General features: G+C 36.1%; 16 protein-coding genes. 7 read left to right on the top strand and 9 right to left on the bottom strand.

Going from position 1 to position 21,962, the window contains the following annotated elements:
• Positions 1–18: 18 nt before the first annotated feature.
• From E7303_RS07070 to E7303_RS07045, 6 genes are all read right to left on the bottom strand, one after another.
• Positions 19–1,059: an ABC transporter permease subunit gene (locus E7303_RS07070; protein WP_103868781.1), complete on the bottom strand. Its 1,041-nt coding sequence runs from the start codon at positions 1,057–1,059 to the stop codon at positions 19–21.
• Positions 1,060–2,127 (bottom strand): ABC transporter permease, encoded by a 1,068-nt coding sequence (locus E7303_RS07065; RefSeq protein WP_292144498.1) that lies wholly within the window; start codon positions 2,125–2,127, stop codon positions 1,060–1,062.
• 3 nt (positions 2,128–2,130) lie between these two features.
• Positions 2,131–3,645: a sugar ABC transporter ATP-binding protein gene (locus tag E7303_RS07060; protein ID WP_292144497.1), complete on the bottom strand. Its 1,515-nt coding sequence runs from the start codon at positions 3,643–3,645 to the stop codon at positions 2,131–2,133.
• Between the two features lie 80 nt (positions 3,646–3,725).
• On the bottom strand, positions 3,726–4,721 hold the full coding sequence (locus tag E7303_RS07055) for an ABC transporter substrate-binding protein (protein WP_292144496.1): 996 nt from the start codon (positions 4,719–4,721) through the stop codon (positions 3,726–3,728).
• Between the two features lie 134 nt (positions 4,722–4,855).
• The gene (locus E7303_RS07050) at positions 4,856–6,181 is read right to left on the bottom strand and encodes a sensor histidine kinase (protein WP_292144495.1); all 1,326 of its coding nucleotides are present in this window, start codon (positions 6,179–6,181) and stop codon (positions 4,856–4,858) included.
• Between the two features lie 2 nt (positions 6,182–6,183).
• On the bottom strand, positions 6,184–7,803 hold the full coding sequence (locus E7303_RS07045; RefSeq protein ID WP_292144494.1) for a response regulator transcription factor: 1,620 nt from the start codon (positions 7,801–7,803) through the stop codon (positions 6,184–6,186).
• A 175-nt stretch (positions 7,804–7,978) separates the two neighbouring features.
• On the opposite strand from E7303_RS07045, the gene E7303_RS07040 reads away from it, so the two are divergent.
• Both E7303_RS07040 and E7303_RS07035 read left to right on the top strand, forming a co-directional pair.
• Positions 7,979–9,349 carry an MATE family efflux transporter gene (locus tag E7303_RS07040; RefSeq protein WP_292144493.1) on the top strand — a complete coding sequence of 457 codons (1,371 nt, stop codon included), beginning with the start codon at positions 7,979–7,981 and terminating at the stop codon, positions 9,347–9,349.
• Between the two features lie 210 nt (positions 9,350–9,559).
• Positions 9,560–9,844 carry an HU family DNA-binding protein gene (locus tag E7303_RS07035; RefSeq protein ID WP_013282588.1) on the top strand — a complete coding sequence of 95 codons (285 nt, stop codon included), beginning with the start codon at positions 9,560–9,562 and terminating at the stop codon, positions 9,842–9,844.
• A gap of 48 nt (positions 9,845–9,892) precedes the next feature.
• On the opposite strand, the gene E7303_RS07030 is transcribed toward E7303_RS07035, so the two are convergent.
• Both E7303_RS07030 and E7303_RS07025 read right to left on the bottom strand, forming a co-directional pair.
• The gene (locus tag E7303_RS07030) at positions 9,893–10,555 is read right to left on the bottom strand and encodes a hypothetical protein (RefSeq protein WP_292144492.1); all 663 of its coding nucleotides are present in this window, start codon (positions 10,553–10,555) and stop codon (positions 9,893–9,895) included.
• A 2-nt stretch (positions 10,556–10,557) separates the two neighbouring features.
• On the bottom strand, positions 10,558–11,382 hold the full coding sequence (locus tag E7303_RS07025) for a ParA family protein (protein WP_022773376.1): 825 nt from the start codon (positions 11,380–11,382) through the stop codon (positions 10,558–10,560).
• A 3,283-nt stretch (positions 11,383–14,665) separates the two neighbouring features.
• Here E7303_RS07025 and E7303_RS07020 point away from each other — a divergent pair.
• The 5 genes from E7303_RS07020 (at position 14,666) to E7303_RS07000 (ending at position 20,659) form a co-directional block, all read left to right on the top strand.
• Entirely contained in the window at positions 14,666–15,832 is a 1,167-nt protein-coding gene (locus E7303_RS07020; protein WP_292144491.1) for a replication initiation protein, read from the top strand.
• 35 nt (positions 15,833–15,867) lie between these two features.
• On the top strand, positions 15,868–17,172 hold the full coding sequence (locus E7303_RS07015; RefSeq protein WP_292144490.1) for an ATP-binding protein: 1,305 nt from the start codon (positions 15,868–15,870) through the stop codon (positions 17,170–17,172).
• A gap of 299 nt (positions 17,173–17,471) precedes the next feature.
• Complete coding sequence (gene hypA / locus E7303_RS07010; protein WP_292144489.1) at positions 17,472–17,822, top strand: hydrogenase maturation nickel metallochaperone HypA; 351 nt, start codon at positions 17,472–17,474, stop codon at positions 17,820–17,822.
• Between the two features lie 66 nt (positions 17,823–17,888).
• Positions 17,889–19,163 (top strand): nickel pincer cofactor biosynthesis protein LarC, encoded by a 1,275-nt coding sequence (gene larC, locus E7303_RS07005; RefSeq protein WP_292144488.1) that lies wholly within the window; start codon positions 17,889–17,891, stop codon positions 19,161–19,163.
• 101 nt (positions 19,164–19,264) lie between these two features.
• Positions 19,265–20,659, top strand: a complete 1,395-nt coding sequence (locus E7303_RS07000; RefSeq protein ID WP_292144487.1) for a sensor domain-containing diguanylate cyclase — start codon at positions 19,265–19,267, stop codon at positions 20,657–20,659.
• Positions 20,660–20,741: 82 nt separating this feature from the next.
• On the opposite strand, the gene pta is transcribed toward E7303_RS07000, so the two are convergent.
• Positions 20,742–21,725 (bottom strand): phosphate acetyltransferase, encoded by a 984-nt coding sequence (gene pta / locus E7303_RS06995; protein ID WP_292144485.1) that lies wholly within the window; start codon positions 21,723–21,725, stop codon positions 20,742–20,744.
• Positions 21,726–21,962 lie beyond the last annotated feature (237 nt).

The following is a 21,962-nucleotide window of genomic DNA, read 5'->3' as shown; positions in this document are numbered from 1 at the left end:
TCTCATATCTCAATGTCCTTATATTTTAAGAGCTTTCTTTTTTTGAGACATTACTATACTTTGGATGAGCAGGAATATACAGAGCATAGCTGCAATGGTGATTCCTGTCCACCATGCCTGGTCAAGGCCGGCAGATGCTACTATGTTCTGAATCGTGCTGAGTGATAGAACACCAAACAAAGTTCCGATGATGTTACCAACACCACCTGTGAGCATTGTTCCACCGATGATCGATGAAGCAATGGCGTTCATTTCCATTCCCATTGCGTGGCTGGCAGCACCTGAACCTACGTGAAGGAAATAAACATATCCTCCAATTCCTGCAAGCAGGCTGCAGATAAGATGTGACAAGAACTTAGTTCTTTTAACATTGATTCCAAGCATCAAAGCGCTCTGCTTATTGCCGCCAACTGCATATAAGTTCCTTCCAAGCCTGGTATAGCGAAGTACTAAGAATAATAATACCACAAGAAGCAGTGCTACTATCACACCAATTTCTACATATGCAGGTACATATATTCCCTTTTTGTTCACCGATCCAAGTCCCGGAACATTTATCCTTGTCAGTTTAAGTGCATTAAACTCAGGATCTTCTACGTTAAATGGCGCTGTATTTACTATTGTTGTCATACCTCTGGCAAAAAACATTCCGGCAAGAGATACAATAAATGGTTGAATATCAAGATAAGCAACCAAAAAGCCCTGAACCAGTCCATAGGCAAGTCCTATTCCCAAAGCTATGAGAATAGAGCCTAAGATGCTTCCATCATGGTAGTCAAGGTACACCGCACAACACATTGACACGAGTGCCACAACACCTCCGACAGAAATGTCAATTCCGCCGCTTATCATAACTATGCTCATTCCGCAGGCAGTAATTATAAGTGCCGCATTTGCATTTAAAATGTTAAAAAACATCTGTGGCTTTGTAAATCCACCGCCCTGAAAAAGCACTGCTCCTATATACATAAGGAAAAAGATAACAATTGTAATTGTAAGAAGCAGGTTAGTATCGCTCATTTTGTTGAATATACTTGTGTTTTCTTTTATCTTTTTCATTTATGCAGCCTCCTTTCTATTCATTGGAAGCTGTTTTGCAAGCTTTGCCATATAGTCCCTTACTGTAGGTGCTGAGAATATAACGAGCAGGATAACCACAACAGCTTTATATGCCGCAAGGGCATCAGACTGCACATTGAATTTATAAAGAGTAGTTGTCAAAAACTGAATGACATATGCTCCCAGTATTGAAGCCCACATGTTGAACTTTCCTCCTGAAAGAGTATTTCCTCCAAGAGCTACAGCTAAAATAGCGTCCATCTCTATATCTTTTGCTATAACTGAGTAATTGATCGTGGATAATCTGCTTACCTTGATAAGTGCTGCTACTGCAACACAAAGTCCCAATATAACAAAAGTTAAGAACTTTATGAATGTTGGATTTATACCATTTAGCCTTGATGAATTCTCATTGATTCCGACAGCCTGTGTATATAATCCAAGATTTGTCAATTTAAGGACAATCGCGATCACAATAATGCAGGCTATTACTATGAACACTGTGGTCGGAATTGGAATTCCCGGTATAAAGCCTCCAAAGTAGGCAAATTTCGGATCTGGAACTATGGGCAGCTCATTGTTGTTGATCCAGGCAGCAATTGAACGACCTGCTGTAAAAAGAATCAGTGTCGCTATCATGGGCTGTATCTTAAAGATTGCAACCAGCATTCCATTGAAGGCTCCGCATAGCATACCAACTATGCAGGCTACAAGAAATGCCACAATGATCGGAGCCTGAATGGTTTCAGGTCTTGAATTACCGCCACACAGAACCCTTAACATAGCAGATCCTGCAATAGCTATTGTTGCACCTACAGAGATATCCTGTCCTCCTGATGCTGCTGTAACAAGAGTCATGCCTATGGCTAAGATTGCAAGCTCTGAACCGTAATCAAGAATTGTTATCAGATAACCTGACAAAACCGGATTTCCGGCATTATTTGTTCCAACAGTTACTTTGAAAAATCCCGGATCATTGATCAGATTTATTACTGCCAGAAGTATAAGTGCCATAAGCGGAATAAAGAGCTGATTGCTCGTTATCTTTTTTAATATTTGCTTATTCATACCTTATTCTCCCCCTGCAATAGTGCTCATGATCTTGTTCTGTGTAAGATCTTCGCCCGAAAGCTCTCCTACAACTTTTCTGTCACGCATAACTATCAGCCTTGAGCACGTTCTTAGCATTTCATCGGTTTCAGAAGAGATAAACGTAACGCTCATTCCTTCTGAAGCGAGCTCTAACACGAGCTTTTGTATATCTACTTTCGTTCCTACATCGATTCCTCTGGTAGGCTCATCAAGAATAAGATATTCAGGATGCATTAAAAGCCACCTTGCCAGGATTACCTTCTGCTGATTTCCACCGGAAAGAGATTTTATCGGTGTATCAGCCGATGCAGTCTTAATATTCAGTTTTTTAATGTACTCCTCCGCAAAAGCGTTGGCTTTTGCCTTGCTGAAAGGCTTAAAGAAGCCTGTCAAAACCTGAAGTGCAAGTATGATGTTATCCCTTACGGAAAGGTCTCCTATGATCCCATCAACTTTTCTGTCCTCAGGCAGATATGCTATGCCATTTTTCATGGCATCCAATGGCTTATTTATCTTAACGTCCTTGCCATGTACTTTTACATGGCCTCCAATAACTCTGTCTGCTCCAAAGATCGAGCGCACACATTCGCTTCGTCCGGAACCCAAAAGACCTGTAAATCCATTCACTTCGCCTTTTTTAATGTAAAAATCAAAAGGCTGAATCCCGGCATCACTCTGAAGTTTTGATGCTTCAAAGACTTTTTCATCCGCATCTTTTCCTGCATATGCTGCATTCTCGCCTTTGATATCTGATAGGTCATCCATCTCTTTGCCGAGCATTTTTGCTACAAGCTGAACTCTTGGAAGGTCTTTTATCTCATATTCCCCAACAAGCTGACCATCCCTAAGAACTGTGATCTTGTCGCAGACTTCATAAACCTGGTCCAGGAAGTGAGTTACGAATATTATTCCAACTCCCATTTCTTTAAGATCTCTCATAAGACCAAAAAGCTTTTCTACTTCCTGCTCATCAAGGGAAGAAGTCGGTTCATCAAGTATCAGAACCTTACAGTCCATATCAACAGCCCTGGCTATGGCAACCATCTGCTGAACTGCTATTGAGCAATTTGCAAGCTGCTGCGTTGCCTTTGCAGGAATATCAAGTTTCTTTAAAAGTTTCTCAGCGTCTGCATTTATGCTCTTCCAGTCTACTAATCGTCCTTCTCCTCTGCCAATAAACATATTCTCAGCTACAGTAAGATTAGGACAAAGAGTTATCTCCTGATAAACTGTACTGATTCCAAGCCTTTGGGCGTCCTGAGGTGAATGAATCTGAACCACTCCTTTCCCGGCAAGACAGATTGTTCCTGCATCTTTGGAATACACACCAGTCAAAACCTTGATCAGTGTTGATTTTCCTGCGCCATTCTCTCCCATCAAAGCATGTATTTCACCTTTGTTCAGGGTAAAATCCACATTCTGAAGAGCTTTAACTCCAGGAAATGATTTATTGATGCCTCGCATCGTTAGCACTTGTTTCTCTTCCACAGGCATTACCTCTATTTCTTTTAAAAAACGCGGTGCGGTTGTCCTTACGGACTCCTGCCGCACCGCGTCCTTTCTTTTTTACTTAATTAAATTCCGTATGTGTCAACATCCTGCTGTGTGATTGTTGTTGCATCGAAGCCCTTCTCATCCATGATGATTGTCTTCTGTGAAAGTGTTCCGCCACTCTCTAATGTCTTGATGATGTCATCAATGTAGCTAGCCTGGAAAGGATTGCACTGTCCATCATAGTTCCAGTTCTGGTTAAGAAGCTCTTCAAGTGCCCACTTATTGCAGTCAAAGCCCATAACTACAACGTCTTTTCCAACACCATGTGAGATACCAGCTGCATCAAGAGCTGCAACAGCACCCTTAGCCATGTCATCGTTCTCAGCGTAGATTACGTTAAATGGTGTGTTTGAATCGATAACTGACTGTACGATCTGCTGTGCCTTCTCTGCATTCCACTCAGCTGTCTGCTGTTTAACGATGTTCCAGTTTGCTTCTGCAGCAACCTTAGTATCAAGAGCACCACTACGTCCCTGCTGAGCAGCTGAACCCATAACACCCTGAATGTGGATTACATTGTACTCAGGAAGGTTCTGTCCAGCGAGCCAGTCAACAGCTGTCTGTCCCTCTTTTGCCATGTCTGATACGATTGAAGCTTCATAGAGGCTTGGATCTGCATCGATAGTACGGTCAAAAAGAATTACTTTGATTCCTGCAGCCTGTGCATCCTTAAGAACTGAATCCCAACCTGCTGTATCAGCAGCTGAAAGAAGAAGATAATCAACTTCATCCTGGATAAATGTCTGAGCGTACTGAATCTGCTCATCATTCTTCAAGCTGTAAGCAAAAGATGCATCATATCCGTTTTCTTTTGTGAATTTTGCTTTAAGATCAGCATCGTTAGCTGTACGATAACCGGACTCGTTAGGGTCGTTATTGATAATACCTACCTTAATAAGGCCGCCTGAAGAAGCCGGAGCTTCTGTAGTTGTGCTTGCTGGCGCTGTGCTTCCACATGCAACAAGACCAAGTGTCATGGCTGATGCCATAACGATTGACAATACTTTCCTCATCATAACAATTTCCTCCTAAAATATTATGTGTTTTGGGTTGTCCCCACCTCTTAAACACATTGTAATTTTCAGGAGGAAATTTTAAATTCAATAAAATTGAAATTAGGTTAGTTTTTTTATCAAAATTTCATTTTGTTTCATTTTTCTACGATTTCGGTTAATTTTTTCGGAAGTCGTATCACTACTTTCGTTCCTTCCTCATAAGTACTTTCAAGATCAAGTCCGTATTCTTCACCGAAATTCAGCTTTATTCTCTGATTTACGTTATAAAGACCGTAAACGGCACTTTCTTCAAGTTTTTCAGCCTCGAGAGCAAGCTTAACATCATTTAACCTCTCAGGAGTCATTCCCTTTCCATTGTCCTCAACGCAGATTTCAAAGTAAGTATTATATTCTTTTCCTGTCACAGTAATGCGCCCACCGCCTCTTTTATTCTTGATTCCATGATAAAGTGCATTTTCCACAACAGGCTGAACAGTGATCTTGGGAATACTATAATCAAAAATTGTTTCTTCAACGTTTATCTCATAGCTCAATATGTCCTGATACCTTATCTGCTGTATCTCCAGATAGCTTCTTACATGCTGAAGCTCCTCTTTTACAGAAACAATCTCTTTTCCCCTGTTTAGGGAAGCCCTGAAAAAGTCAGACAGACTCTTAACCATATTAACAACCTGTTTCTGGTTACCGGCCTCTGCTGACCACACTATTGTATCCAGTGTATTATAAAGAAAGTGCGGATTTATCTGGGCCTGCAATAGTTCAAATTCAGCCTTTCGCAGTTGTTTTTGTTCCTGTTTTACCTGTTCTTCGATAGGTCGTGTTATCCACAAAGGGCCTACAAAGGATACTAAAAGGATAACTAATACAATAGCAACTGTTATTACCATTGAGATCTTTATAATATCCAAAAATACTTCCTTATTCTCAGCCTGTGCGACCTGTATCTGCTTATTTTCATAATAAATGTACTCATTAATAGTCTCTTGCAAAAGAGCTGTTACTATCTGAACGTCATTCTCCCATATGAGCATATTTGCCTCGTACTTATCCTCATAATTGAGATTGCTCTTTATTCTCTCTATGTAGACTTCAAGGTTGTTTAAGTACTTTTCCGCACTTAATAATCTCTTTTGATTATCATCAGTATTTGTATAACCTTTAAGTCCACCAACAACAGCTCGTGCATCGCTAAGCAGCACCGGTATCTGCGAGTCTTCAGGTGCAACATTCCCAACAATCAAAAGATAGGTCTCATAATCAAAATCTTCTTTAAAATCCAAGCTGAATTCGCTTGCCGCAACCACTGAGTTCAGCATTGTATTATATCTTTCGCTTACAAAAAAGAGATTGTAAAGCGCATACACCATAAATATCAGATTAGGCAAAAGAAGTATAATGTATGATAATCTGATCTGAGAAGCCAGCTTTGATCGCTGTTTTTTCCTATGACCATTGAACATCTTTACTCCTCCTCACGGGTACCATTTCTGTACTGAGTAGGAGTAACTCCCTGTGTCTTCTTAAATAAATATGAAAAATAATGAGGATCCTTGTAACCAACCATCTGACCTATCTCATTACTTCTCTTTGACGTGCTGCAAAGTAGCTCTTTTGCATGCTCCATCCTGTAATCTGTAAGATATTTGATGAAGGGCTGTCCTGTCTCTTGCTTAAATACTGCGCTTAAGTGGTTTGGCGAAAAATTCACATGTGCAGCAAGAGAGTTAAGCGACAGTTCCTCCTCTGCGTAGTGCTTCTCAATATATGCCACTGCTTCATTCATAATGTCGCGATATCTTCCAATTGCGTTACTTTGCTTGATGAGAAGCGCTTTATTCATGATTTCCTTCATGTAATCAAAGGTCTTTTTCTCATCCCCTAGAACTTCTGCATTCGGAGCTGAGATCTGCTTATCAAGCTCATCTCTGCTTAGGCCCAATTCATTTAAAATATAATCTGTAACGCAGAAATAAAGGTCCATGGATATATATTGTCTAAGCATTGTAGATCTGATAGCATTTTTTCCCATTCCATTAAAGAATTCTTCCAAAAAGAACTCTGTCTCAGATGCTTCTCCTCGTCTCAAAAATTCTTTTACAAGCCTTCTATCAATATGTTTTGGATCGATCTCGGACAAAATAATGTCTTCTTTTTCTACTTTGAGCCCCTCTTCTGATCCAACCATAAAACCATTGTCAGAAGTTAAGTACATATGAGCAAAAGCTCTGCTGGCCCATGAAAAACATGTACTAATTTCTGTTATTCTGTTGACTGATTGACCGATTCCACCAAAATATCGTATGTTATTGTATTTCTCGAAAAGCCCAAGCAGTTCCTTGATCGTAGACTCTATATTTGTATTAATTGTGCTGTCATCATCGCCTTTAAATAGCAAAGCAAGTCCTTCAAGGTCAAGATTAAAACAGATTGCTCCGTTTCTAGTTGCGATGGTTCTTATTCCTTCTTCAATTTTTAAGATGCTGTTCGAAAACTCCCCTATCTCATGCTTTTTTGACCACACTTTCATGAGGAGAACATTATATTTTAGAGCTGTTATATCAATAGAGAGCTTTTTTGCCATTTCGATAAGTTCAGATGCGCCACAGTTTGAGCTGACAAGCTTTCCAAAAAAGACCTGTTTATCAAGCTCATTCCTCTCTTTCATTTCCTCTTCGTAGCGTTTAGTAGCTTCCCTCTCCGCACGCCTTTCTTCAACCTTTTCAGAAACAGAGCTCACTTCTCTTAGAAGGTCACTGCCACTTATAGGCTTCGAAAGATAGCTTGAAACGCCTATCCTGATAGCCTCTTTTGCGTATTGAAAATCTTCATATCCTGTAAGCAGGATTATCTCGATCCATGGAAATTCCGCCTTGACCATGCGGCTTAGAGTCAGACCGTCCATAAATGGCATTTTAATGTCGGTAATAAGAATATCCGGCTGCGTTTTCTGTATCATTGAATAGGCAAGTTCCCCATCAGAAGCCTCTCCACAAAAATCAAATCCATTTGCAAGCCAGTCAATATTGTTTTTTATACCCTCCCTAACAACAAATTCGTCTTCCACAAGAAATACTTTCACCATACCAGAAACCCCTTTATGAAATACATTTTCCCCGCTTCATTTTATCATTAAACCAATAATTCCTAAAGATGGATTACGCACTTATTTCATGCTTTTGAATATTTTCGCTCATATACATATAAAATCATATATGTTATACTTTTACGGCTTAATTATTTTAAAAAAGGATGATTTTATGACAAAAGAAAACAAGATGGGTGTAATGCCCGTAAAAAAGCTAATTGTATCAATGTCTTTACCTATGATGATCTCAATGCTTGTTCAGGCTCTTTATAATGTTGTGGACAGCATTTTTGTATCTCAGATAGTTGGAACTACTCCAAACGCCGGTCAGGATGCCCTCACCGCTGTTACTCTTGCATTTCCTATGCAAAACTTGATGATTGCTCTTGGTTCAGGCACAGGCGTTGGTATTAACGCTCTTCTTTCCAGATCTCTTGGTGAAAAAAACTTCAGCAGGTCTGATTCGGCTGCTAATACCGGTATTTTACTAACTTTTTTTAACTATTTACTCTTTCTTATCATTGGTGTCTTTTTTGCTGACGCATTTATCAGTTCACAAACTGACACTCCCGTCATCGCAGAATATGGCACTATTTACCTTAGGATAATCGCATGCTGTTCTGTTGCTCTCTTTTTCCAGATAACTTTTGAGCGACTGCTTCAGTCAACTGGTAAAACCTTTTACAGTATGCTTTCACAGGCTTCAGGAGCTTTGATCAACATTATTTTCGACCCACTTCTTATTTTTGGTATCGGACCTTTTCCACAGCTTGGAATTGCCGGCGCAGCTTATGCTACTATCTTCGGTCAGTGTGTAGGTTCCTGCATCGGTCTGTATTGCAATTTGCACTTTAACAAAGAGATCAATTTCTCACTTAAGAAGATTCTTACCATTGATGTAACTACAATAAAAGACATTTACTTCGTAGGTGTTCCATCCATACTTATGATGTCTATCGGATCTGTTATGACCTACCTGATGAATCTGATCCTTGGTGCTTTCTCATCCACAGCTACAGCTGTATTTGGTGTTTACTTCAAGCTTCAGAGCTTCTTCTTTATGCCTGTATTTGGTCTCAATAATGGTCTTATTCCTGTATTAGCTTATAACTATGGAGCCAAGAACAAGCAGCGAATATCAGAGGCTTTAAAATTCGCTCTTACCCTTGCAGTATCTATAATGATCGTAGGCACAATAGCTTTTCAGTCCATCCCGGCTTTATTATTGTCACTATTCAATGCTTCAGATGAGATGATAAAGATCGGCATACCAGCCCTTAGGATAATCAGCCTTTCATTCCCTATTGCTGGTATTTGTATCGCCATGGGTTCGATTTTCCAGTCTTTTTCAAAGAGCTTCTATTCACTTGTGGTATCCGTAGGAAGACAGCTTGTAGTTCTTATTCCTGTAGCATGGCTTCTTTCAAAAACTGGAAACTTAAACTTAGTATGGTTTGCCTTTCCTATTGCTGAGATTGCTTCACTTGCTATCTCAACATACTATTTCAGAAAGCTTTATAAAACTACTATGTCGGTTCTTTAATACTTTTGTGGTTTAGTAGCCCATATTTTCTACAATGTCAAGCCCCTCTTGCTGAAATATGCCATAAATATGCGCTTTTTCAGAATAATGCACTAAAAATTATTATTATTTTTGGCAATTTTTCGACTTTAAATACTTGTGAAGTGCATAAAATGGGTGTAAAATTTTTTCTAGTAGTGAAAATACTCAATTTGAGGGAGGTATTAAACCATGAATAAGACAGAACTTGTTGATGCTATCGCAAAGGAAACTGGTCTTTCTAAGAAGGATTCAGAGAAGGCTGTAAAGGCTTTCACAGAAGCTGTTTCTAAGGAGCTTAAGAAAAAAGGCAAAGTACAGCTTGTTGGATTTGGTACATTCGAGACTGCTAAGAGAGCAGCTAGAACAGGTAAGAATCCTCAGACTGGAGCAGCTATCAAGATTCCTGCAGCTACAGTTCCTAAATTCAAAGCTGGTAAGGCTCTTAAGGATGCTGTAAACGGCAAGAAGAAATAATTGATAAATATATAAAGGTGATTACGATTTCGTAATCACCTTTATTTTTTATCTTCTTTCTTTTAATCTTTCTTCCAATGCCTTATGAGCTTCATAAATATCCATATTCTGTTGCATATCTATTTCTATAAGATTTCTGATGTATTTCGTAGCTGACATGTTGGCTGCCTTTGCCATGTGCTCTACATAATCCCTTAATCCTCGTATATCAAGCAAAAGAAACTTATCTTTTTCATATCTGCTATTCTTTTCAGCCTTTGCTGCCTTTCGAACAGGCTGCTCAGCATCTTGTACTGGCTGTACAGGCTGAGCTGTCTGAACGGGCTGCTGTATATATACTGATTGAGGCTGAACCTGCTGTATCTGTGGCTCTGGCTGCATAGGTACAACCTGCTGAACTACCGGCTGTACAGGCTGTGGAATCGGCTGCTGATATACTGGCTGAACCTGTGGTGCCACATACTCATTTACTGGTGCCTGAGTTTGATTAACTGCTTGTGCAGGCTTCTGAACAGGCTGATTAACAACCTGCTCTATCTTTTTTTCTTCCTTAACTTCTATAATAGGCTCTTCAATAGGCTTCTCTGCCTTTTCAACAGCCTTCGTTTTTTCCTCTTTTACTTCTTCTTCCTTAATTGATTGCATTCCTGCAAAAAGACCTGTTCCTGTCTTCCTGACGCTTTTTTTAAGCATATCAGCCTTGCTTGCCATAATTAATCCTCCCCTAAGAATTCATCAATAAAGTCATCATAATCTCTTGCTGCGCTTGAACCGCCCGCATATTCAAACAGATCCATTTTCATGGTCTGTGCCTCTTCAACTGAGACATTAAGCCTTATTTTTGACTTATAAACTGTTGTTCCAAGAAGATCAGCTTTCTCTTCTATATCATTTATCCATATTTTGGCGTTTGCAGTGTTTCTAACCTTAGTTACTAATATTCCATCCACCTTAAGCTTATCATTGGTAAAATCGTGGATCTGGCCAATAAATTTGTATAATCTTGAAAGTCCCTGTAATGAAAATGCACCAGGCTCCAATGGAATAATTACTTCATCTGCAACTGTAAGTATATTCATTAAAACAACGCCTAAAGCAGGGCTACAGTCAAATATGCAGAAATCATACTCTTTTTTGATCTTTTTAAATGCTTCTTTTATAAGCTTTTCACGTCCCAACATAGAAAATGTCATATCTGCAGACGCAAGATCAATACCACCAACTATGAGATCTAAATTCTCAGCAATAGGAATAATTGCTTTATTTATATCCTTATCGCCAGCCATTACCTCAAACAATTTTGCAGGTACATTCTCTTCAAAGTAGCTTCTCTGCTCCGGAGTTAATGCTTCAATGTCCTCTGGATCAGGATCTACTTCATTAAGATCGATTCCTGCTGTCATTGAAAGATTTTCCTGAGGATCAGCATCTACAACTAAAACCTGATATCCTCTCTTTGCAAGGCCTACTGCCATTGCGTAACTGGAAGTAGTTTTTGCAACTCCACCCTTTTGGTTACTAAATGCAATAATTCGCATATACCCTCCTATAACATATATCTGTTATATAACTTTTATCTCTTTTATATTCCTTTGCTATTATAACTTTTAAATTATCTATTTTCAATATTTAATATGACTAATATACTTACCATATCTTATATTTTATATTTGTTACATATTATTCATATATTGTATATCTATTATTATATGTATATATGTTATATGTCTTTTATGTTTAGTCGTTGTTTATCTATGTGTTATATATATTATATACGCTATATATTTTATTTATGCAGCACAGCATATATTATCATTATATAAATGTTATTATAATAATATATGTTATATATGTTATATTTCATTTTTGAAAATGTTTTTTCAAATACTAGTTCTATTCATGTTATATATCTTATATTTGTTATATTTTATACTTATTTATAATTATCTCTTAGATTATTATATATATCATATATATTTCTTCTATATATTGTTCTAAATAATCAAAGTAATATCTGATTTTTATATATGTTATATATATGTGTGTATATTTTGCATTTATGTATTTTTTGCTGATTATTTATTAAAAACGCAAATTACTCTCTATGTATTTATTCTTCACATCAATGTGCTTAAAGTCACTATTTAACAGCAATATACTCAAACTAAAGCATCCTATTCTCAGTAATATATAACATATATATCTTTTTATATTTACCTATATGCTAGGCCTAGTATTTCTGGATCCAGCATATACTTTCTCTCTATCCAAATTGGTCTACCCAAAATGCTATATGTTATATAACTTATTTAACTAATCAGTTTTGTTATATATCATATAATTGTAATATATATTATATTATACATATACATTATATCTTTGCAATATAATGTATATTTTATATGTATATCATATTTGCTATATCCTTAATATTATATAAATATATTATGTTTCTTATATATGTTATACATGTTAATTTCGTTATATGTTTGCAATATTATGTATATTTTTTATAATTATTATTTGTTTTATTTCATATATGCTTTTAATAAATAATATATTAAATACATAATGAATATATTATTTATATTAAATTATATATATTTTTCGTATGTATAATATATTATTTATGTTGAATATAGAATGTATATCTGTTATAATATATATTGAAGTGATTGCTTATATATGTAATTTATGTTTAATACTTAATGTATTTTTAATATAATATATGTTAAATATTTTGTATTTATAATATGTATATAATATATAATAAATATAAAATATGATATATATGTATAAATGATTTGAATTATATAAGCAACATTTAAAAACTCTAACAAGCCATAAATTTGTAAATTAATCATGGATAAATGGCCTGGGTATTTATCAAAAGTATGAAGATCTCCATAGTGAGATGATAATGTAAAAGCAGATGGCTCCCCAGAAGATAAACCTGATAAAAAGTAAAAAAATGATTATTTTTAATCAAGAATCGCAGCGTTTTTAATCATTTTTGTTTCTATCAAGTTTTAAGTTGCTTTTAGAAGTATATTCTATGATTTGGCTTTATAAAAATAGAATAAATTGAATATAAATAAATTATAAATTTGCAATCAATAAGATGCAGGAACACTTTTGTTACAATTCTATTATTGGAAGCCAGTAAATATCGGCATTTCAATGTGATATGCCAATATTAAGAGCAAAACATAATCAGATGTTGCAAGATTGCTTGCATAATTTGAATTACCACTCAAAAAAAATGAATAATATAGCAAATGAAATATACTGCAAATTAGGATAATATAATACATTATTAAATCTGCTTTTAATATCATATGTTCTCTCTATAATAGATCGTCAAACTTGCAAAATTTATAGACTAAAGAAGTCAATATTTATACCGTCAAAAAATAAATCTCAGTCAAAATGTTAGTAAATATGTAGATAATAATTTAATGTTAAATAGCATAGCCGAGTTTATGATATCAGCTGACATTATTTGTTCCTTGAATAAAAGTCATATGTTTCCCATGATATTTTATATAATTAATACTTATATTAATTATGTATATCAATTGTAATTTTTAATAATTAAAACTATCTATAATTATTAATAGAACAGATAAAATGTTATCAACAATCTTACAAATATCCAAACAAAGTCATCTAATACAAAATTGCATTCTAATTTTTGTCTGAATCTATGTTTCTCTTTCAATTTCTATTTATTTTCATTTACAATCCCGGCATAAAAAAATATAAAACATATAAATAGAATTCAAATATCTATAGTGTTTATATGTTGAATTTATATTTTGTTTTTATACTTTGTATTTATATGTTCTATATATAAAGAATATTTAGATCTTACTAATTTGAAATTTATGTATTTATCAGGGACACCTTAAAAAGTTGTTTATTTAAAAATATAAAACTACAATTCTTTTATTAATTAATAGACTATGAAAACCGCACAAATAGGCGATTTGTTTTATTATGAGTGACTAAAATAGGAATTTAAAGTAGATAAAAAGGGATTATAAAGTTGAATGAATGGGAAGATAAGGTGTCTAAAAAGGGAACTATGAAAATATGCCCCAAGTTACCTGTTTAGGGATGTAAAGTGCAATATTTGGGAAGATAGGTGACTAAAAAGGGAATATATAATATTTAATAGATCCTAAATCTGTAGATGCCAGAACGCGCATAAATAGGGCGTTGCAAATAGTCACAAAAGTAAAGGTGACCAAAAAGGGAACGTATAAGTGTACAAAAAGGGAATGATAAAAATCACATAAATAGGTACGAATAGATAACTAAAGCGAAATATGTTTTGGAGTAATGAATGCTTAATATAATAAAAATGAGCTTAGATCAGGCCATAAATTTCAAAATATAAATGAAAGGTGACTAAAAAGGGAATGGATTTTAATGTTAGAAATCAGTTTTGAAATTATTAAGTACTAAAATGGGTATTAAAAGTGAACAAAAAGGGACTAAAATTAACCAATATAGTCAAACCATAAAAGTCAAAAGTGAAGTGAAAGGGAATAGATAATGGGAAAGGTGCACAAAAAGGGAATCACTAGAATTGACTGTAAAGGTTAACAAAACTTTGTGCTTTTAGCTGATAAAAACCCCAAAATATAGGCAATTAATACTTGAAGGTGACCAAAAAAGGAATATAATAAAATAAAAGGTTTACAAAAAGGGAATGTTATTATATCTTCTTATTCTAAAGGTGTACAAAATAGGAAGATAATTTCTTATCTAAGGTGCATGAAAAGGGAACCTGTATATAAAAGAACTGGGGGATTTATGAAAGAAGAAAAACGAGACCAACTCATAACTAGACAGAGTTATAAAAAGTCTAATGAATTGATCAACGCTATGGGTAAAGGAACTGCATTAAGCCAGAAACTGTTCGCCATAGGAATGCAGCATATTAAAATAGATGAAACAAACAACGTTGTTGCTACTATATATGGTACAGATTTAAGGAAAATGTTTAAGTCTACTTCCGGATCTTTGTATGAACACATTGAAGCGTTATGTGATAGACAGGTTAAGGGTGCTACAATTTTTGATTGGAACCTTCTTATGAAAGATAAGGCCAATGGTAAGATAGAAGCACATCAGGTAGTTACAGACGCATCTTTTAAAAATGGTACTCTAACACTTCGTTATAATAACTCACTAACGGATAAAATAGTCAATCTTCAAAAGGATTATACGGTACTTAGCTTATCAGATACTCTTAGTCTTAAGAGTGTGTATTCTTTGCGCTTATATGAGATGTTAAAATCTGCATTTGACTACAAAAAAGCTATTGAAAAAATAGATGGAGAGCAGGTTTTTGATTATAATCTGACAGAGCTAAAGCTTGAGCTTGGTATAATTACTTCCGGAGGCGATAATAAGATCAAGGCTGAGCTTGAAAAAGACTTTCCTGATTATGAAAAAATCGATGAATTAGTCGAGAAAACAGGCCAGACGAAGTATAAAGAGTATAAAATATTCAATAGGAACGTATTATCAAAGGCAAAAGACGAATTAAATAAGAAAACCAGCCTGATAGTTGACTACGAACCTATTAAAAGTGGCAGAAAAACTGTTGGGATCAGGTTCTTTGTTGATAAAAAAGATGTTGGAAATAGCATCAAAAAAGAGAAGCAGATAAATAAAGATGATATTTTAGATGATCTTATTGATCTTATGCATGATTATTTCAAAGTAAAAGAGATCAAAGAAATTGCAGAATGTGCAGATTATGATATCGATAAGATAAAACAGGCTTATGATTACATGCAGTCCTATAATACTACCGTTGATGTTCCGATTGCATTTATGAAGGACTGCATTAAGAACGAGTATTATAACAACAAGGCTAAGCCAATCTCTCCAAAGAAAAACAGCTTTAATAACTTTGAGCAGAGAACAGATATAAACTTTGAAGAATTAGAAAAGCAACTGTTGGATAATTGATATAATAAATATATGTTATATAACATTGGGGGATTATGGAGAAAATTGTAGCAAAATTACTGATCTATGGGGATATGCCTGAAGAATCAATATTGATGCAGCTTGCAAAGGTTTCAAAAGATTTGCATAAGCCGGAATATGACAAAGAGGATCTGATAGCAAGAATTTACAAGCAGGTGAAAAGATTACTTGAACTTGGTACAGCTAATGCTTTTGATGATAATCTATGGCATAACTATCTTACTTATTTACTTATAATGGATGAGAATCCATTTAGCCTTACTTGTGAGAAGGTTGGAAGTAAGAAAGGCAGTGTTAATCATTTTGCGACCGCGGATTTTCATGCCTTTAAGCAGTTGTTTGAGTATGATTTCAAGGAAATGGAAGAGAAGCTCGGAATTGACTGTTTTAGCTGTATAACGAATTATAAGGCTATTGAGAAGCCTGAGCTTATGTACAATTCTAATGTAAGCGAGAAGGTAAGGAATCTATCCTCGAGGCTTGAGAATGCAGATTCTGACCAGGACTTTTTTGATATAGTTACTGATTTTTACAAAAAGATCGGTGTTGGTGAATTTGGACTAAATAAGGCATTCAGGATAAGAGAGCTTACAAACGGGAAAATAGAATTTAATCCTATAAATAATATGGATAAGGTCGTTTTAAGCGATCTTGTAGGCTATGAAATCCAGAAAAAGAAGCTTGTTGATAACACCAAAGCATTTGTAGAAGGTAAAAAAGCTAACAACGTGCTCTTATTTGGTGATAGTGGCACAGGAAAATCAACAAGCATTAAGGCAATTGTTAATGAGTATTATGGTGATGGCCTTAGAATGATAGAGATATATAAATATCAGTTCAGGCTTTTATCACAGCTTATCTCTCAGATAAAAAACAGAAATTATAAGTTTATTATCTATATGGATGACCTTTCTTTTGAAGAGGATGAATCTGATTACAAGTTCTTGAAGGCAGTCATAGAAGGCGGCGTTGAAACTAAGCCGGATAATATTCTTATCTATGCTACTTCCAATCGAAGACATCTGATAAAAGAAACATGGAAAGATAGAAGAGATGTTGAGCAGGACGGTGATATACATAGATCTGACACAATGGAAGAAAAACTGTCCCTTGCTAACAGATTTGGTGTGAATATAGGATATTATAAGCCTTCGAGACAGGAATATTACAATATAGTGAAAGAACTTGCCAAGAGAAATGGAATAAAGATGGATGAAAGCGAGCTTTTGCTTGAAGCTGACAGATGGGAGCTAAATCACGGCGGTGTTTCTGGAAGATGCGCACAGCAATTCATAAATCATCTATCAGGAAATAATTAAGGATCCCATTTAAGGTTAGGACAATCAGGAGCGCAGCCTTGCAGGTACTCGTTTCGAACAGTACAGGATGCGTTTCTGCAGTCTCTGCACCTGAAAGAATAGTGGTAAGAGTAGCGGATCTTGCAAGCACGGCAACAAAAAGGAGTGCCACTATTTCTAGCGACAAATGTTCGACCACATCCCATGCATGTTTGAACAACATTATGAGCCATAATTTCCTCCTTTATATATAATTATCTAGCAATTTGTTATATAATCAATTAAATTGTAATTAAATGAAAATAAAGAGGATATAAATCATGCATGAAATGAGCTATATTTCACGAATGGTAGCTCTGGCTATAGATGTAGCAAAAGAAAACAATGCTAAAAGTGTAAAAAGTATCGTAGTTCAAATTGGAAAAACAAGTGGTGTAATGCCTTACTATATGTATAAGTATTACCCGGAAGCAGCAAAGGGAACAATACTTGAGGGCGCAGAGCTTGTATGCGAGGAAGTTCCTGTGAAAGCTCTTTGTGAAGAGTGTGGAAGTGAGTACTATCCTACTAGTGAGAACAGATATCTTTGCACTGCGTGCGGAGGAAGAAAAGCACATATAATCGAAGGAAAAGGCGTCACATTAAAAAATATAGTTATAGAAGATATATAACATTTATATAATATACAATGTGAATATTATCCGAACTATTGACTTACACAATGCAGGGAGGTAGTTTTGAACACATTATTTATTGAGTGCAAGATGGGTATAGCGGGCGACATGCTTACAGCAGCGCTGATCTCACTTTTTGACGATGTAAAAAAGAAAGAAAAAGAGCTGAATGAGATAGGAATACCTAATGTAGAATTTGTGCTTGAAGACTCTACGAAATGCGGCGTAGTCGGTAAGCATATGAGAGTTCTTGTGAAGGGCCAGGAAGAACCTGATTCTGAAGAAGAGCATCATCATGCACATGAATATGAACATGACCATGCACATTCTCATGAGTTTACTCATAGCCATGATGATGAGCACATCCATGAGCATGAAGGGCACCATCATCACAATAAACTCTATGACATAGAGGATATCATTGAGAGTTTAAATGTCTCAAAAGAGATAAAGAGTGATGTCAGGGAAGTTTATGAGCTTCTAGCGCAGGCGGAAAGCAAAGTTCATGGAGTACCTGTTTCGGAGATACATTTCCATGAAGTTGGCAATTTGGATGCTATAGCTGATATTACTGCGGTTTGCTATTTGATGCATGAGCTTGATCCAGACAGAATCGTTGTGTCACCAATAAATGTTGGTGGAGGCACAGTGAAATGTGCACACGGTATATTACCGGTTCCAGCGCCTGCTACAGCTCTTTTACTGGAAGGAATTCCAAGCTATGAGAGCGATAGTATAAGATCAGAGCTGTGTACTCCTACAGGTGCAGCTTTGGCTAGATATTTTGCCTTTGATTTCGCCTCTCAGCCTGTTATGAATGTTAAAAAAATAGGCTATGGTATGGGGAAAAAGGATTTTCCTCAGGGGAATTTTGTAAGGGCTATATATGGCGAAAGCAGCGATGAATATGAGAATGATAGAATAGTAGAGCTGTCATGTAACATCGATGATATGACTTCTGAAGAGATTGGTTTTGCAACTGAAAGGCTCTTCGAGGTAGGTGCAGTGGAGGTTTATACAATACCGGTTGGTATGAAAAAGAACAGGCCGGGAGTCATATTAACTTGCATGTGCAGACTTGATGATAGAGAGAATATATTAAAGGAATTATTCAAGAACACCACCACAATTGGTGTGCGAGAGAACATTTGCAACAGATATGTTTTATCCAGGAAAATAGATATGCTTGAGACGCCATATGGCAAGGTACGAGTAAAAGAGGCAACTGGGTATGACGTAAAGCGAAAAAAACTTGAATATGATGATATCGCAGGAATTGCAAGAAGAACTGGAAAAAGCATCATGGAGATAAGAAAAGAATTGGAAGTATCATTTTGATACTTCCTTTTTATGAGCAATTATATAGTGCATAATTTAAGCATATATTGTATAATCAACGTTATAAAGTATTATTTCTAACATTAAATGGGGGATGCACAATGTCAGAATTAGAGAGTCATGGGAAAATCGAGTATTATTCTACAACTAATTTCACCTCAAATGATATTCTATATATGCTCAAGGATTTGCCGGATGCATGCTGCATTTTCAAGGTTTTAACAGATCCTTTTGGAACAGTTAAGGATATGCTTTTCCTGTTTGCAAATGAAAAATATGCACAGTTGGTTAAAAAACCATCAGCAGAACTGATAGGAAGTACATATTTTGAAACGGTGACGAACAGGGATGAAGACTGGATCAAATACAGCTATCAGGCTGCGATTTTGCGTCAGTCTTCAATTATTAGAACGTATAACAGTGATTATGATAAATGGTTCGAATTCTGGGCAGTACCTGTTTATCAAAAGGGATTCTGTGCCTTCATCATCCACGATGTTACTGCAGCTAAAAGAGATGAAGACGATAAAATTCTTAAGAGAAACAGTAATAATCTGGTAATAGAATGCGCAAAAGAGCTCTCTTCTGCTGAATTTGGAAAAGGTATAAAGAAAGTCTTAAGAATCCTTGGTACTGCGATCGAGGCTGACAGAGTATTTATAGTTGAGACTCAGGATAAAGAGATAAAAGCTATACATGAATGGGTTAGTGGCTCAGCGCCAGCAAAGCTCCCTACAAAAAAAGACTTTGAAAGTAATGATTTTGTTTCTCTTTGGCAAGGACTGCTCAAGAATAAAGATATTACGGTGGTAAACGATACCCATAAGCTAAAAGAGCGTAATGAGGAGTTCTATGATAAGTTCTTAGCAGGACATGTCCATAGATTCATAATAGCTGCTGTAAAGGACAAGAAAAACATTTTAGGATACCTCATCGCTGATAATTTTGCCAATGACGTTCCCTTAAATGTCACCGATGTAATCGAATCTGCGGCAGTGTTTATTTCATACGAGTTACGAAATAGGGCATTGACTAATGAAATGATGTACCTTGGAAGCCATGATCCTCTAACGGGGCTTGGGAACAGATACTCTCTTAATCAGACACTGGTACTTCTCAGCGGCTTGTCTGTAAATGTTGGAGTTTGTTATGTGGATATAAATGGTTTAAAAGAGATAAACGACGAAAAAGGACATGAAGCAGGCGATGAACTGATAAAACAGGTTGCAAATGTTTTTGGAAGCATCTTTAAGAAAAAATTCTGTTATAGGATAGGCGGAGACGAATTTATCTCAATTATACCGGAAATTGAAAAAGCAAAATTCAATGAGATGATTGAAAAACTAAGGAATAAGAAGATAAATGCTGCAATAGGAGCAGTATGGAGTAAGAATTCCAGTGAGATCAATAAAGCAGTAAAACAGGCCGATGAAGCCATGTATGACGATAAGATGAAATACTATAAGGATCATGAAAGGCGCCATGGCAAATCTTAAGACCAAAGACCTTAAAGAAAGCAAACAGCCCACCGCAATAATTGCGATGGGCTGTTGTTATATAACATCAATAATACATATATCAAGCTAATGAAGCTGTGATGATTGACATTGAGTATACTTCAAGAGCATTGCATCCACGAGAAAGATCGTTGATAGGTGCATTAAGACCTAAAAGGATAGGGCCATATGCTTCAAAGTTACCCATACGCTGAGCAATCTTATAACCAAGGTTACCAGCATTGATATCTGGGAAGATGAATGTGTTTGCATGTCCGGCAACCTTTGAACCAGGAGCCTTCTGCTTTGCAACACGTGGAGATACAGCAGCGTCAAACTGAAGCTCACCATCGATAGGGATTTCAGGATATCTCTCCTGAGCCTTCTTAGTAGCGTTCTGCATCTTTGTTACAGTGTCGTCTTTTGCAGATCCCTTTGTTGAGAATGAAAGAAATGCAACCTTAGGATCAACACCGAATCTCTGTGCACAGCTAACTGTCTCGCCACAGATCTCTACGAGCTCATCCTCGTTAGGATTGATATTGATTCCACAGTCAGCCATTGCGATAACTTCATTTTCGCCTGTTGCTGAAGGACGAACAAGGATAAAGCATGAAGAAACGATTGTGTTCTCTGGCTTTGTCTTAATGATCTGAAGTGCTGGACGAACTGTATCAGCTGTTGAATATGTAGCACCGCCGAGAAGACAGTCACCAAGACCCATCTTTACGAGCATTGTACCGAAGTAGTTTGTCTGCTTAAGGATAGGAATAGCTTTTTCAGGTGTCATTCCCTTGCTCTTTCTAAGTTCGCAGAACATATCTACCATCTCATCAAATTTATCGAAATTCTCAGGATCAATAATCTGAGCGCCTCTGATGTTGTAGCCGGCATCCTCAGCTGATTTATTGATCTCATCTGGGTTTCCTAAAAGAATAGGCTTAAGGAAGTTACCAGCAAGTAATCTTGAAGCTGCCTCAAGAATTCTTGGATCAGATCCTTCAGGGAAAACGATTGTTTTTGGGTTAGCTTTAAGCTTTTGTATCATATCACCAAATCCGTACATTATTTATCCTCCTTGTATGTATCAGATATATTTTTAATCGACGATTGCGATTATAATACTTCTGAGGTGCAAAAAACTTGATTTAACTCAAGTTTACTAAAAATTCACCAAAAAAGGTTGATAATTATTTAACTTACTTATATATTATTATGTATATTTATGATAGTGTCAAATGATCTATGAAAAAACTGAGTCAAAAAAATAGGCTCAGATGAACCTTGAAAATCGCAGATATTT

It is taken from the genome of Butyrivibrio sp., assembly GCF_015056685.1.
Classification (GTDB): Bacteria; Bacillota; Clostridia; order Lachnospirales; family Lachnospiraceae; genus Butyrivibrio.
This window is presented reverse-complemented; position numbering and strand designations above follow the sequence as displayed.